Origin of the sequence: Streptomyces microflavus (assembly GCF_014650075.1) — a bacterium.
In the GTDB taxonomy this organism is placed as follows: Bacteria; Actinomycetota; Actinomycetes; order Streptomycetales; family Streptomycetaceae; genus Streptomyces; species Streptomyces microflavus.
In genome coordinates this window covers 543,792-558,302 of the sequence record NZ_BMUG01000002.1, presented here as the reverse complement: position 1 = coordinate 558,302, position 14,511 = coordinate 543,792, and the positions used below count along the sequence as shown (strand labels likewise).

Here is a 14,511-nt window from a genome sequence, read left to right as displayed (position 1 = left end):
ACTCCTTCTTACTTCTTGGACGGGTGCTTGGGCCGCTGCGGGCCCTTGCGCTGTCCGGACTTGGCTTGGCGTGAGGAGCCGGAGGCGGGCTTGCCCGCCGACGTCGGCTTGTCGTCCTGCGATGCGTCCCGCTTCTCCAGCGAGGTCTTGGAGCCGGCCTCGGGCTCGTCCTTGGCCGCACCGGAGGCGGTGGCAGCCGTCTGGCGCTTCGCCTTGGTCTGGCGCTTGGGCTGCTGGCGCTTGGGAGCCGCGCCGCCCTCGGCTTCGATGACGGCCGTCTCGCTCTTCTGGACGGTGCCGTCCTCCTGAGCCGCGAGCCCCTTCTTGCTCAGCCCGGTGATGAACTTGCGCTCGATGTCGTTGCGGTCGGGGCCCTTGGCCACGATCGCCTTGACGGTCCTGCGCTGCGTCCGGCCACGGACCTGCCCGCGGGAGTCCACGGTCTTGAGCACCCGCTGGAGGTAGGCGTCCTGCGCCTTGCTGCCCGGCGTCGGGTTCTGGTTGATCACGTACATCTGCTGACCCATGGTCCAGACGTTGGTGGTCAGCCAGTAGACGAGGACACCGACGGGGAAGTTGACGCCCATCACGGCGAAGATGACCGGGAAGATGTACATCAGCATCTTCTGCTGCTGCATGTACGGGGTCTTCACCGTCAGGTCGACGTTCTTCGTCATCAGCTGGCGCTGGGTGAAGAACTGCGAGGCCGACATCAGCACGATCATGACGGCGGTGACGACCCGGACGTCCAGCAGCGTGGCGTCCAGCGAGGTGAGCTTGTCGACGCTGTCGGTGAACTTCGCGGCCAGCGGCGCGCCGAAGATGTGGGCCTGACGGGCGCTGTCGAGCAGGTCCTGGTTGATCGCGCCGATCTTCTTGCCCGAGGCGATGGACGACAGCACGTGGTACAGGGCGAAGAAGAACGGGGACTGCGCCAGGATGGGAAGGCACGAGGAGAGCGGGTTGGTGCCCGTCTCCTTGTACAGCTTCATCATCTCTTCGGACTGACGCTGCTTGTCGTTCTTGTAGCGCTCCTGGATCGCCTTCATCTTCGGCTGGAGCACCTGCATGTTGCGGGTCGACTTGATCTGCTTCACGAAGAGCGGGATCAGGCAGATCCGGATCAGCACCACCAGGGACACGATGGACAGGCCCCAGGCCCACCCGGAGTCATCGCCGAACAGCGCTCCGTAGACCTTGTGGAACTGGACGATGACCCACGAGACGGGCGTGGTGATAAAGCTGAACAGACTGGCAATCGTGTCCACTAATCAGGCTCCTTGAGCATTGGGCGAGGTCTCTGTGGCCGGGCTCGGAGGTTCGGAGACCGACCCCCCGGACGGCACATCAGCGGCGGGCTCCCCGCCCTTGCCACCGCGCAGGCCGTTGCGCAGCAGCTCGTGCCACCGCGGACGCTTGCGTGGTGGGACATGGTCCACACCGCCGGGTGACCACGGATTGCATCGCAGGATGCGCCAGGCGGTCAGCGCTGTTCCCTTGATCGCACCGTGCCGGTCGATAGCCGTATATCCATAGTGGGAACACGACGGGTAGTAACGGCAGACAGGCCCGAGGAGTGGGCTGATCGTCCACTGGTAAAGCTTGATGAGGGCAAGCAGCGGGTACTTCATCTCGCGCCCCCTCCTAGCAACCGCTGAAGGGCGGCATCCAGGTCTCGGGCCAGCTGTGCATGGTCGGCGTCGCCCGCACCGGGCAACGCTCGTACGACAACAAGGCTACCGGGGGGCAGCTGCGCCAGCCGGTCGCGGACCAGATGGCGAAGCTTCCGCTTCACCGCGGTGCGGACGACCGCGCCTCCCACTGCTTTGCTGACAACGAAACCCGCACGCGGCGGGGGAACAGTCTCCCCAGTCACGTGCGGGTCCGTGTCACCGCTGCGTAGATGGACGACGAGCAGCGGACGTCCGGCTCGACGTCCTCGTCGTACCGCGGTCGCGAAGTCCTCGCGCCGCCTCAGCCGATTCTCGGTAGGCAGCACGTCATGGACCTGTTAGCGATCAGGCGGACAGGCTGCTGCGGCCCTTGCCGCGACGGTTCGCGAGGATCGCACGGCCGGCACGGGTACGCATGCGCAGACGGAAGCCGTGGGTCTTGGCACGACGGCGGTTGTTCGGCTGGAAGGTGCGCTTGCTCACTCGGGGGCTCCAGAAATGATTCGTGTCTTGGCGGGACATCGCCTGGCTGTCACCGTGCGCCCACGAGGAACTCGCGTAAACGCCTTAGTGCACCGCTTCACAATCACAGATCGTGATCTTTGCCCATCGGAGGCAGGCGGCAGCAGCCATCGACAACTCGACCTGGTCACGGTACGCGCGGCTACGCCATCCGGTCAAACCGGCTCCGAGCGACCCCCCATTGTGCACAGCCTGTGGACAACAACTTGAACCGCGCGGCCCGGCCTGACTACCGTGGCTGAACTCCGGTTCTTTTCCTTCCCGACTGCCGGGCCTCACCCATCCCGACCCATCCCGTCCCGAGAACCACACATTCGTGGGACATGCGAGAGAGCGTGCCTTGTGGCTGACGTACCTGCCGATCTTGCCGCAGTGTGGCCACGCGTGCTGGAGCAACTCCTCGGGGAGGGCCAGCAGGGCATCGAGCCGAAGGACAAGCAGTGGATCGAGCGCTGCCAGCCGCTGGCACTCGTCGCCGACACCGCCCTCCTGGCCGTCCCCAATGAATGGGGCAAGCGCGTGCTGGAGGGCCGGCTCGCGCCGCTCATCAGCGAGACGCTGACCCGGGAGTGCGGGCGACCCATCCGGATCGCGATCACCGTCGACGACTCCGCGGGCGAGCCGCCCTCCCCGCCGACACCCCCGATGCACCAGAGCCAGCAGGGCCACCGCTACCAGGGCCAGCCGCGCGAGGACGCCCACAACGACGGGTACGACGGATACGGTCACCGGCCCTCCGACGACGGCATGCCGACGGCCCGCCCCGCCTACCCCGACTACCAGCAGCAGCGCCCCGAGCCGGGCGCCTGGCCGCGCACCCAGGAGGACCTCTCCTGGCAGCAGCCGCGGCACGGGGGGTACCAGGACCGGGAGCAGCCCTCCTCCGAGAGCTACCGCGAGAGCGAGCCGTACCGCGGCGAGCAGTCCGCCGAGCAGTGGCGCGAGCCGTACAGCACCGGGCGGCCCCAGCACGACTACCGCTCGCAGCCGCCCGAGCGCCAGGGGTACGAGCAGCAGCGCGACCGGCACGACCAGCAGCACCGCCAGGGCGGCCCCGGCCCCGGGCGCACCGGCGGCTCGGTCCCCGGTCCGATGGGCGCCCAGCCGGCGCCCGCGCCGGGACCCGGTGAACCGCACGCCCGGCTGAACCCCAAGTACCTCTTCGACACCTTCGTCATCGGCGCCTCCAACCGGTTCGCGCACGCCGCAGCCGTCGCCGTCGCCGAGGCTCCCGCGAAGGCCTACAACCCCCTCTTCATCTACGGGGAGTCGGGGCTCGGCAAGACCCACCTGCTGCACGCCATCGGGCACTACGCGCGCAGCCTCTACCCGGGGACCCGGGTGCGGTACGTGAGCTCGGAGGAGTTCACCAACGAGTTCATCAACTCGATCCGCGACGGCAAGGGCGACACCTTCCGCAAGCGGTACCGCGATGTCGACATCCTCCTGGTCGACGACATCCAGTTCCTGGCGAGCAAGGAGTCGACGCAGGAGGAGTTCTTCCACACCTTCAATACGCTGCACAACGCGAACAAGCAGATCGTGCTCTCCTCGGACCGGCCGCCCAAGCAGCTGGTGACGCTGGAGGACCGGCTGCGCAACCGCTTCGAGTGGGGCCTGACCACCGACGTCCAGCCGCCCGAGCTGGAGACCCGGATCGCCATCCTCCGTAAGAAGGCGGTGCAGGAGCAGCTGAACGCGCCCCCGGAGGTCCTGGAGTTCATCGCCTCGCGGATCTCGCGCAACATCCGTGAGCTGGAGGGCGCCCTGATCCGGGTGACGGCCTTCGCCTCCCTCAACCGGCAGCCGGTGGACCTCGGGCTGACCGAGATCGTGCTCAAGGACCTGATCCCGGGCGGTGAGGAGTCGGCGCCGGAGATCACCGCGCCGGCCATCATGGCGGCCACCGCGGACTACTTCGGCCTCACGGTGGAGGACCTCTGCGGATCGTCCCGCAGCCGGGTCCTGGTGACGGCGCGCCAGATCGCCATGTATCTGTGCCGGGAGCTCACCGATCTCTCGCTGCCGAAGATCGGCGCCCAGTTCGGCGGCCGCGACCATACGACGGTGATGCACGCGGACCGGAAGATCCGGGCGCTGATGGCGGAGCGCCGCTCCATCTACAACCAGGTCACCGAGCTCACCAACCGCATCAAGAACGGCTGACGCCCACCTCTCGAGCCGTCACAGGGCTCCTCAGCGCGCTCGTAGGGCGCCTCGCAACGACCTCCCGCGGTCCGCGTGAGGCGCCTTTCGTCGTCCCTGCGGTCGTTCCCCGGGCTCTGCCGGCGGCCTCCGGCACCCTGCGCTGTTCGAATAGCCGCTGTTCAGAGGCCCTTCTCCACAGATGTGCGGGAAATCTTCCGTCCACAGCCTGGGGACCGGAAAGTTGTCCATATTGCGTCCACAGGGCGAGCTGCCGATACTCCATCAGGCCAGGTCACGTGGTTGGGGATTTGTGGTCAACCGTGATCCACAGCCTGTGGACAGAATTTTCGTCCACAGGGGGCCCTCGCAGTTGTCCACCGTCGGCCCACAGGCTGGACGGTGTTGTCCCCAGCTTCACCCGGCTTCTCCACACCTCTGTCCACTGTTCGGCAACACGACACCCGCTCTCACCGCCCGGAGTGAAAGGCGTCACACCGAGGTGCCCGAGTGGGCTGTGGGGAACGTGGGTAAAGCTGGGGACAGGGCTGGGGAGAAGTGACCCCCTCCTGTGCATCGGGTGTGCAGAACTTCCGCCCGTCCACAGAAAGCCCCGGTTGTCCACTGGTGCCACCCACAGGGTCGGTGGACAAAAAACAGGCACTGACCTGCGCAAACGACGTTATCCACGGTTTCCACAGGGCCTACTACTACTACCACTCAGAGTTAGCTAGGAATCCGCTTCGAAGTGGGGCCTGTGTACAACTCGACCGGCGACCGCCTCGCACCGTTCTGCTCGACTTGACCCCGAGCAGCAACGACTGTCGGTGCTGTGCGTCAGACTGGACCCCGGAGCCACCCCAGCCGTCGGCAGGGAGCTCCGGTCCAGACGACGAAGGCCAGCAGGGCGAGCGAGCAACAGCAGGAGGCGGTTCCGGTGAAGATCCGGGTGGAGCGCGATGTACTCGCGGAGGCGGTGGCCTGGGTGGCCCGCAGCCTCCCGGCCCGTCCGCCGGCGCCCGTTCTCGCGGGCCTTCTGCTGAAGGCCGAGGACGGAGCCCTCTCCTTCTCCAGCTTCGACTACGAGGTCTCGGCCAAGGTCTCCGTGGACGCGGAGGTCGATGAGGACGGCACGGTGCTCGTCTCCGGCCGGCTGCTCGCAGACATCTGCCGCGCCCTGCCGAACCGCCCGGTGGAGATCTCCACCGACGGTGTGCGGGCCACGGTGGTCTGCGGCTCCTCGCGCTTCACCCTCCACACACTGCCTGTGGAGGAGTACCCGGCGCTGCCGCAGATGCCGACCGCCACGGGCACCGTCCCCGGTGAGGTCTTCGCATCGGCCGCCGCCCAGGTCGCCATCGCCGCGGGCCGCGACGACACGCTGCCCGTGCTGACCGGTGTGCGCATCGAGATCGAGGGCGACACCGTCACCCTCGCCTCCACCGACCGCTACCGCTTCGCGGTCCGCGAGTTCCTCTGGAAGCCGGAGGACCCGGAGGCCTCCGCGGTCGCCCTGGTGCCCGCCAAGACCCTCCTGGACACCGCCAAGGCACTCACCAGCGGTGACACGGTCACCCTGGCGCTCTCGGGCTCCGGTGCCGGTGAGGGGCTGATCGGTTTCGAGGGCGCGGGACGCACGACGACCACGCGTCTGCTCGAAGGCGACCTGCCGAAGTACCGCACGCTCTTCCCCACCGAGTTCAACTCGGTCGCGGTCATCGAGACGGCCCCCTTCGTCGAGGCCGTCAAGCGTGTGGCCCTGGTCGCCGAGCGCAACACCCCCGTCCGGCTCAGCTTCGAGCAGGGCGTGCTGATCCTGGAGGCCGGTTCCAGCGACGACGCACAGGCTGTGGAGCGCGTCGACGCGGTGCTGGAGGGTGACGACATCTCGATCGCCTTCAACCCGACGTTCCTGCTGGACGGGCTGAGCGCGATCGACTCCCCGGTCGCCCAGCTCTCCTTCACCACGTCCACCAAGCCCGCGCTGCTCAGCGGGCGCCCGGCTGTGGACGCCGAGGCGGACGACGCGTACAAGTACCTGATCATGCCGGTGCGCCTCTCCGGCTGATCCGGCCGGCCGCCCGCCGCCCGTAGCGGCCGGGGCGGCACCTTCACAGCGGTTTCGGTGGGCCCGTTCGGCGCGGAGCGGGCCCACCGCCCTGTCGCCGGCCGGGCGTAGGCTCGGTCCCGGGCGGAAAACGCCCCGACGCTATCGCCACGACGCTTAAGGAATCTCTGATGGAGCTCGGTCTCGTCGGCCTCGGCAAGATGGGCGGCAACATGCGCGAGCGCATCCGCCGCGCAGGCCACACCGTCATCGGTTACGACCGCAACCCGGATGTCGCCGATGTCCACAGTCTCGAAGAGCTTGTGGGCAAGCTGAAGGGCCCCCGGGTCGTCTGGGTCATGGTCCCGGCCGGTGCCGCGACCCAGTCCACGATCGACGAGCTCGCCGCCCTGCTCTCGCCCGGCGACGTCGTCGTCGACGGCGGGAACTCGCGCTGGACCGACGACGAGAAGCACGCCGTCGAGCTGGGCATCAAGGACATCGGCTTCGTCGACTGCGGAGTCTCCGGCGGCGTCTGGGGCCTGGAGAACGGCTACGCCCTGATGTACGGCGGCACCGAGGAGAACGTGGCGAAGGTCCAGCCGGTCTTCGACGCGCTCAAGCCCGAGGGCGACTTCGGCTCCGTCCACGCGGGCAAGGTCGGCGCCGGCCACTTCGCGAAGATGGTCCACAACGGCATCGAGTACGCCATGATGCAGGCCTACGCCGAGGGCTGGGAGCTGCTGGAGAAGGTCGACTCCGTCACCGACGTGCGTGAGGTCTTCCGCTCCTGGCAGGAGGGCACGGTCATCCGTTCCTGGCTGCTCGACCTCGCGGTCAACGCGCTCGACGACGACGAGCACCTGGAGAAGCTCCGGGGCTTCGCCGCCGACTCGGGCGAGGGCCGCTGGACTGTGGAGGCCGCGATCGACAACGCGGTGCCGCTGCCCGCGATCACCGCTTCCCTGTTCGCGCGGTTCGCCTCGCGCCAGGACGACTCGCCGCAGATGAAGATGATCGCCGCGCTGCGCAACCAGTTCGGCGGCCACGCGGTCGAGTCCAAGACCGAGAACTGATCGGAACGCCGGCCGCGCGCCGGCGTCACACACCTGCGAAGCACTGTCGCGAGAGGTCGGCCACCATGCACGTCACCCATCTCTCGCTGGCCGACTTCCGCTCGTACGCCCGGGTCGAGGTTCCTCTCGGCCCGGGCGTCACCGCGTTCGTGGGGCCCAACGGGCAGGGCAAGACCAATCTCGTCGAGGCGGTCGGCTATCTCGCCACCCTCGGCAGCCACCGGGTCTCCTCGGACGCCCCCCTGGTGCGGATGGGCGCCGAGCGGGCCGTGATCCGGGCGGCGGTGACCCAGGGCGAACGCTCGCAGCTGATCGAGCTGGAACTCAACCCCGGCCGCGCCAACCGGGCCCGTATCAACCGGTCCTCGCAGGTCAGACCGCGTGACGTGCTCGGGATCGTACGCACTGTGCTGTTCGCGCCGGAGGACCTGGCGCTGGTCAAGGGCGACCCAGGTGAGCGGCGGCGGTTCCTGGACGAGCTGATCACCGCCCGTTCGCCCCGGATGGCCGGGGTCCGCTCCGACTACGAGCGGGTGCTCAAGCAGCGCAACACCCTGCTGAAGTCCGCCGCCATGGCCCGCCGGCACGGCGGCCGGTCCCTGGACCTGTCCACCCTCGACGTCTGGGACGAGCACCTGGGCCGGGTCGGTGCCGAGCTGCTCGCGCAGCGCCTGGACCTGATCGCCACGCTCCAGCCGCTGGCCGACAAGGCGTACGGGGACGTGGCGCCGGGCGGCGGCCCCGTAACGCTGGAGTACCGCAGCTCGGTGGGCGAGGACATCGATCCCGGGCGCACCCGCGAGGAGCTGTACGAGCAGTTGACCGCGGCGCTCGTCGGGGTCCGCAAGCAGGAGATCGAGCGCGGGGTGACGCTGGTGGGCCCGCACCGGGACGATCTGGTGCTCGGCCTGCGGTCCATGCCCGCGAAGGGGTACGCGAGCCACGGGGAGTCCTGGAGTTACGCGCTGGCGCTGCGGCTGGCCAGTTACGAGCTGCTGCGCGCCGAGGGCAACGAGCCGGTGCTGGTCCTGGACGACGTCTTCGCCGAGCTGGACGCCCGTCGCCGGGAGCGGCTGGCGGAGCTGGTGGCCCCGGGCGAGCAGGTGCTGGTGACGGCCGCGGTGGCGGAGGACGTCCCGGGCGTGCTGGCGGGGGCGCGGTACACGGTGTCGGCGGGCGAGGTGGAGCGGGTATGACCGGCCGGAGCAGGAAGCCGGGGGGCGCGGGCGCCTCCCCCGCGGAGGGAACGTCCGGGCCTGCGGCCGCTGCCGGGGGCGCCGGAGCGGCCGGTACGCCGGCGGCTGCCGGGAGCCCGGCCCCGCCTGAGGTGGCCGGGGTCGATCTCGCCCGGGTCGCGCTGCGGGCCGCGAAGGAGCAGGCGCGGGCGCGGGGTGCGGCGGCCCAGCAGAAGAAGCAGGCGAGGCGGGGCGGCGGGCTGCGTTCCGGGGCCCGCTCGGACGGCCGTGATCCGCAGCCGCTGGGCTCCGCGATCAACCGGCTGATCACCGAGCGCGGCTGGGAGACCCCGGCCGCGGTGGGCGGTGTGATGGGGCGGTGGCCGCAGATCGTGGGGGACGATCTGGCCAACCACTGCGTGCCGCTGCGCTACGACGAGGACCCGGCCGCGCGGGTGCTCACTGTGAGCTGCGACTCCACGGCGTGGGCGACGCAGCTGCGGCTGCTGGCCCCTCAGCTGGTGGCCCGGCTCAACGCGGATCTGGGTCAGGGCACCGTACGGATGATCAAGGTGGTCGGTCCGGGGGGCCCGGAGCGCCGGTTCGGGCCGCTGCGGGCGCCCGGCAGCAAGGGGCCCGGCGACACCTACGGCTGAGGCCCTGCTGTCTCCCGGCCGGTGATCGGTCAGCCGCTTCTCGTCCCTGAGCTGCGCTTTTGGCTGAAAATTGTCGTGTCCCTGATGCTCATCGGGGCTGCGCCGGGGGGTTCGGAGCTCCCGGTTCGCCGGGGTTCGTACCGGCGGAAACCGGGGGGTGCGGCCGGAGCGTCCCTCACCGTAGCGGGAGGTTGACAGGCCGAAGCGCTCAATGCCCGTCAGGGCCCCTTGGGGCCCCTCCCTGAATATGGGGAGTCGTCAACCGCCGATTCAGGGCGGCACATGCGTACTGAGGTACCGGCAAACCCCCATTCATGTCAGTGCTACCGGTAGACTGGTGAGTAATCCCGCTACTGAGGCGGGAGTCGTCGATACAAGCCGAACGACGCAGCCGCTCCCGCCTTTCCGGAAGACGGCCTGTGCTGTGCCAGAAAGGGCGCTTCGTGGCCGATTCCGGCAACCCCAACGAGAACATCCCGTCCACAGCCGGTGGGCACGGCGAGGTCACCGCCTCGTACGACGCCAGCGCGATCACCGTGCTGGAAGGGCTGGACGCGGTCCGCAAGCGACCCGGTATGTACATCGGCTCGACCGGTGAGCGCGGTCTGCACCACCTCGTGCAGGAGGTCGTCGACAACTCGGTCGACGAGGCGATGGCGGGCCACGCGGACACCATCGACGTCACGATCCTCGCCGACGGCGGGGTGCGCGTGATCGACAACGGCCGTGGCATCCCGGTCGGCATCGTGCCGTCCGAGGGCAAGCCGGCCGTCGAGGTCGTGCTGACCGTGCTGCACGCGGGCGGAAAGTTCGGCGGCGGCGGTTACGCCGTCTCCGGCGGTCTGCACGGCGTCGGCGTCTCCGTCGTCAACGCCCTGTCCACCCGGGTCGCCGTCGAGGTCAGGACGGACGGCTACCGCTGGACCCAGGACTACAAGCTCGGTGTCCCGACCGCGCCGCTGGCCCAGCACGAGGCCACCGAGGAGACCGGCACGTCGGTCACCTTCTGGGCCGACGGGGACATCTTCGAGACCACCGAGTACAGCTTCGAGACCCTCTCGCGCCGCTTCCAGGAGATGGCGTTCCTCAACAAGGGCCTCACCCTCAAGCTGACCGACGAGCGCGAGTCGGCGAAGGCCACGGCCGGCGCGGACAGCGCGGAGGCCGTCGAGGTTCCCGAGGAGGGGACGACCCGGTCGGTCACGTACCACTACGAGAACGGCATCGTCGACTTCGTCAAGTACCTCAACTCCCGCAAGGGCGATGTCATCCACCAGTCGGTGATCGACATCGAGGCCGAGGACAAGGACCGCCTCCTCTCGGCCGAGATCGCCATGCAGTGGAACACGCAGTACACCGAGGGGGTCTACTCCTTCGCCAACGCGATCCACACGCATGAGGGCGGTACGCACGAGGAGGGCTTCCGTGCGGCGCTGACCTCCCTGGTCAACCGGTACGCGCGCGACAAGAAGCTGCTGCGCGAGAAGGACGACAACCTCACCGGCGAGGACGTACGCGAGGGCCTCACCGCGATCATCTCGGTGAAGCTGGGCGAGCCGCAGTTCGAGGGCCAGACGAAGACCAAGCTGGGCAACACGGAGGCCAAGACCTTCGTGCAGAAGGTCGTCCACGAGCAGCTGACGGACTGGTTCGACCGGAACCCGAACGAGGCCGCCGACATCATCCGCAAGGGCATCGCCGCCTCGACCGCCCGTGTGGCGGCCCGCAAGGCGCGCGACCTGACGCGGCGCAAGGGGCTCCTGGAGAGCGCCTCGCTGCCCGGCAAGCTGAGCGACTGCCAGTCGAACGACCCCACCAAGTGCGAGATCTTCATCGTCGAGGGTGACTCCGCCGGTGGTTCGGCCAAGTCCGGCCGCAACCCGATGTACCAGGCGATCCTGCCCATCCGCGGCAAGATCCTGAACGTCGAGAAGGCCCGGATCGACAAGATCCTGCAGAACACCGAGGTCCAGGCGCTGATCTCGGCCTTCGGCACCGGGGTCCACGAGGACTTCGACATCGAGAAGCTCCGCTATCACAAGATCATTCTGATGGCGGACGCCGACGTCGACGGCCAGCACATCAACACCCTGCTGCTCACCTTCCTCTTCCGCTTCATGCGGCCGCTGGTGGAGCAGGGCAACGTCTACCTCTCGCGCCCGCCGCTCTACAAGATCAAGTGGGGCCGGGACGACTTCGAGTACGCGTACTCGGACCGGGAGCGCGACGCGCTCGTGGCGCTCGGCAAGCAGAACGGCAAGCGGATCAAGGAAGACTCGATCCAGCGCTTCAAGGGCCTCGGCGAGATGAACGCCGAGGAGCTCCGGATCACCACGATGGACATCGACCACCGGGTCCTCGGCCAGGTCACGCTGGACGACGCGGCGCAGGCCGACGACCTGTTCTCGGTGCTCATGGGTGAGGACGTCGAGGCGCGGCGCTCGTTCATCCAGCGCAATGCCAAGGACGTCCGCTTCCTCGACATCTGAGTCGGCCGTACCAGCGACGCCGCAGCTCGAAAGGACTTTGACCAGCAATGGCCGACGAGAACACCCCTGTGACACCTGAACCCGCGACGCCCGAGGAAGTCACCGTCCCCGGTGTGGGCATGCGTGTCGAGCCCGTCGGGCTCGAGACGGAGATGCAGCGCTCCTACCTCGACTACGCGATGTCCGTCATCGTCTCGCGTGCGCTGCCCGACGTACGGGACGGCCTCAAGCCCGTCCACCGCCGGGTGCTGTACGCGATGTACGACGGCGGCTACCGCCCCGAGAAGGGGTTCTACAAGTGCGCCCGCGTCGTCGGTGACGTCATGGGTACGTACCACCCGCACGGCGACTCCTCCATCTACGACGCCCTGGTGCGCCTCGCGCAGCACTGGTCGATGCGCATGCCGCTGGTGGACTCCAACGGCAACTTCGGTTCCCCGGGCAACGACCCGGCCGCCGCCATGCGGTACACCGAGTGCAAGATGATCCCCCTCTCCATGGAGATGGTCCGGGACATCGACGAGGAGACCGTCAACTTCCAGGACAACTACGACGGCCGCAACCAGGAGCCGACGGTCCTGCCGGCGCGCTTCCCGAACCTGCTGGTCAACGGCTCCGCGGGGATCGCGGTCGGCATGGCGACCAACATCCCGCCGCACAACCTGCGCGAGGTCGCCGCCGGTGCCCAGTGGTACCTGGAGCACCCTGAGGCCTCGCACGAGGAGCTGCTGGACGCGCTGATGGAGCGCATCAAGGGCCCCGACTTCCCGACCGGCGCGCTGGTCGTGGGCCGCAAGGGCATCGAGGAGGCGTACCGCACCGGCCGTGGCTCCATCACGATGCGCGCGGTCGTCGCGGTCGAGGAGATCCAGGGCCGTCAGTGCCTGGTCGTCACGGAGCTTCCGTACCAGACCAACCCCGACAACCTCGCGCAGAAGATCGCCGACCTGGTCAAGGACGGCAAGGTCGGCGGGATCGCGGACGTCCGGGACGAGACCTCCTCGCGTACGGGTCAGCGCCTGGTCGTCGTGCTCAAGCGCGACGCGGTCGCCAAGGTCGTCCTGAACAACCTGTACAAGCACACCGACCTCCAGTCGAACTTCGGCGCCAACATGCTGGCGCTCGTCGACGGGGTGCCGCGCACGCTGTCGATCGACGCGTTCATCCGCCACTGGGTGACGCACCAGATCGAGGTCATCGTCCGGCGCACCAGGTTCCGGCTGCGCAAGGCGGAGGAACGGGCGCACATCCTGCGCGGCCTCCTGAAGGCCCTGGACGCCATCGATGAGGTCATCGCCCTCATCCGGCGCTCCAACACCGTGGAGATCGCGCGTGAGGGCCTGATGGGCCTGCTGGAGATCGACGAGATCCAGGCCAACGCGATCCTGGAGATGCAGCTGCGCCGGCTGGCCGCGCTGGAGCACCAGAAGATCACCGCCGAGCACGACGAGCTCCAGGCGAAGATCAACGAGTACAACGCGATCCTGGCCTCGCCCGAGCGGCAGCGCCAGATCGTCAGCGAGGAGCTGGCGGCGATCGTCGAGAAGTTCGGCGACGACCGGCGCTCCAAGCTGGTGCCCTTCGACGGTGACATGTCCATCGAGGACCTGATCGCCGAGGAGGACATCGTCGTCACGATCTCCCGCAGCGGTTATGTGAAGCGCACGAAGACGGACGACTACCGCTCGCAGAAGCGCGGCGGCAAGGGCGTGCGCGGGACGAAGCTCAGGGAAGACGACATCGTCGACCACTTCTTCGTATCGACGACGCACCACTGGCTGCTGTTCTTCACGAACAAGGGCCGCGTCTACCGGGCGAAGGCGTACGAGCTCCCGGACGCCGGCCGGGACGCGCGCGGCCAGCACGTCGCCAACCTGCTGGCCTTCCAGCCGGACGAGAAGATCGCCCAGATCCTGGCGATCCGCGACTACGAGGCCGTGCCGTACCTGATCCTGGCGACGAAGGGCGGTCTCGTGAAGAAGACCGCGCTGAAGGACTACGACTCGCCCCGCTCGGGCGGTGTCATCGCGATCAACCTGCGCGAGATGCCGGACGGCGGTGACGACGAGCTGATCGGTGCCGAGCTGGTGTCGGCCGAGGACGACCTGCTGCTCATCAGCAGGAAGGCGCAGTCGATCAGGTTCACCGCGACGGACGACGCGCTGCGCCCGATGGGCCGTGCCACGTCGGGTGTGAAGGGCATGAGTTTCCGTGAGGGAGACGAACTGCTCTCGATGAATGTCGTCCGGCCCGGTACGTTCGTGTTCACCGCAACCGACGGCGGGTACGCCAAGCGCACCCCCGTCGACGAGTACCGCGTCCAGGGTCGTGGCGGCCTCGGTATCAAGGCTGCCAAGATCGTGGAGGACCGGGGCTCGCTCGTCGGTGCGCTGGTGGTCGAGGAGACGGACGAGATCCTCGCCATCACGCTCGGCGGTGGTGTGATTCGTACGCGAGTCAATGAAGTCAGGGAGACGGGCCGTGACACCATGGGCGTCCAACTGATCAATCTGGGCAAGCGGGATGCCGTCGTCGGCATCGCGCGCAATGCCGAGGCCGGTCGTGAGGCGGAAGAGGTCGATGGGGCCGATGATGCTGATGGCGAGACGGCCGAGGTCCACGCCGAGAGCGTGGTAGAGGGCACTGTCGAGGGCACGGAGCCTTCGACCGGGGAGCACGAGGAGTAGAGCGTGAGTGGAGCCACGGGCGCCGGTTCGGCCGCTTCCGG

General features: G+C 68.4%; 11 protein-coding genes. 7 read left to right on the top strand and 4 right to left on the bottom strand.

Annotated features, from left to right (window positions below):
* Positions 1 to 8 precede the first annotated feature (8 nt).
* The 4 genes from yidC to rpmH are packed head-to-tail and all read right to left on the bottom strand — an operon-like array spanning position 9 to position 2,156.
* A complete protein-coding gene (gene yidC / locus IE264_RS07585; RefSeq protein ID WP_031122537.1) occupies positions 9 to 1,268 on the bottom strand; it encodes a membrane protein insertase YidC in 1,260 nt (419 codons plus the stop codon).
* A 3-nt stretch (positions 1,269 to 1,271) separates the two neighbouring features.
* Entirely contained in the window at positions 1,272 to 1,631 is a 360-nt protein-coding gene (gene yidD / locus IE264_RS07580) for a membrane protein insertion efficiency factor YidD (protein WP_015609841.1), read from the bottom strand.
* The gene (gene rnpA, locus IE264_RS07575) at positions 1,628 to 1,999 is read right to left on the bottom strand and encodes a ribonuclease P protein component (protein ID WP_007447378.1); all 372 of its coding nucleotides are present in this window, start codon (positions 1,997 to 1,999) and stop codon (positions 1,628 to 1,630) included. The genes yidD and rnpA overlap by 4 nt, the downstream gene beginning before the upstream one ends.
* Before the next feature lie 19 nt (positions 2,000 to 2,018).
* The gene (rpmH, locus tag IE264_RS07570) at positions 2,019 to 2,156 is read right to left on the bottom strand and encodes a 50S ribosomal protein L34 (RefSeq protein ID WP_003967884.1); all 138 of its coding nucleotides are present in this window, start codon (positions 2,154 to 2,156) and stop codon (positions 2,019 to 2,021) included.
* A 381-nt stretch (positions 2,157 to 2,537) separates the two neighbouring features.
* Between rpmH and dnaA the strand changes: the two genes are divergently transcribed.
* The 7 genes from dnaA (at position 2,538) to gyrA (ending at position 14,470) form a co-directional block, all read left to right on the top strand.
* Positions 2,538 to 4,361 (top strand): chromosomal replication initiator protein DnaA, encoded by a 1,824-nt coding sequence (gene dnaA, locus IE264_RS07565; protein ID WP_078657412.1) that lies wholly within the window; start codon positions 2,538 to 2,540, stop codon positions 4,359 to 4,361.
* 916 nt (positions 4,362 to 5,277) lie between these two features.
* Entirely contained in the window at positions 5,278 to 6,408 is a 1,131-nt protein-coding gene (gene dnaN / locus IE264_RS07560; RefSeq protein ID WP_015609839.1) for a DNA polymerase III subunit beta, read from the top strand.
* Between the two features lie 170 nt (positions 6,409 to 6,578).
* Positions 6,579 to 7,463: a phosphogluconate dehydrogenase (NAD(+)-dependent, decarboxylating) gene (gene gnd / locus IE264_RS07555; RefSeq protein WP_015609838.1), complete on the top strand. Its 885-nt coding sequence runs from the start codon at positions 6,579 to 6,581 to the stop codon at positions 7,461 to 7,463.
* Positions 7,464 to 7,528: 65 nt separating this feature from the next.
* Positions 7,529 to 8,659 carry a DNA replication/repair protein RecF gene (gene recF / locus IE264_RS07550; protein WP_015609837.1) on the top strand — a complete coding sequence of 377 codons (1,131 nt, stop codon included), beginning with the start codon at positions 7,529 to 7,531 and terminating at the stop codon, positions 8,657 to 8,659.
* Complete coding sequence (locus tag IE264_RS07545) at positions 8,656 to 9,294, top strand: DciA family protein (protein ID WP_229887435.1); 639 nt, start codon at positions 8,656 to 8,658, stop codon at positions 9,292 to 9,294. Before recF ends, IE264_RS07545 begins: the two co-directional genes overlap by 4 nt.
* 419 nt (positions 9,295 to 9,713) lie before the next feature.
* Entirely contained in the window at positions 9,714 to 11,783 is a 2,070-nt protein-coding gene (gyrB, locus tag IE264_RS07540; RefSeq protein ID WP_032755867.1) for a DNA topoisomerase (ATP-hydrolyzing) subunit B, read from the top strand.
* 47 nt (positions 11,784 to 11,830) lie between these two features.
* Positions 11,831 to 14,470: a DNA gyrase subunit A gene (gene gyrA / locus IE264_RS07535; RefSeq protein ID WP_015609834.1), complete on the top strand. Its 2,640-nt coding sequence runs from the start codon at positions 11,831 to 11,833 to the stop codon at positions 14,468 to 14,470.
* Positions 14,471 to 14,511: the final 41 nt, after the last annotated feature.

Bases quoted from the DNA above. Each gene is read 5' to 3' on its own strand.
- yidD (WP_015609841.1), bottom strand. From the start codon at position 1,631: ATGAAGTACCCGCTGCTTGCCCTCATCAAGCTTTACCAGTGGACGATC.
- IE264_RS07545 (WP_229887435.1), top strand. From the start codon at position 8,656: ATGACCGGCCGGAGCAGGAAGCCGGGGGGCGCGGGCGCCTCCCCCGCG.
- gyrA (WP_015609834.1), top strand. From the start codon at position 11,831: ATGGCCGACGAGAACACCCCTGTGACACCTGAACCCGCGACGCCCGAG.
- recF (WP_015609837.1), top strand. From the start codon at position 7,529: ATGCACGTCACCCATCTCTCGCTGGCCGACTTCCGCTCGTACGCCCGG.
- gnd (WP_015609838.1), top strand. From the start codon at position 6,579: ATGGAGCTCGGTCTCGTCGGCCTCGGCAAGATGGGCGGCAACATGCGC.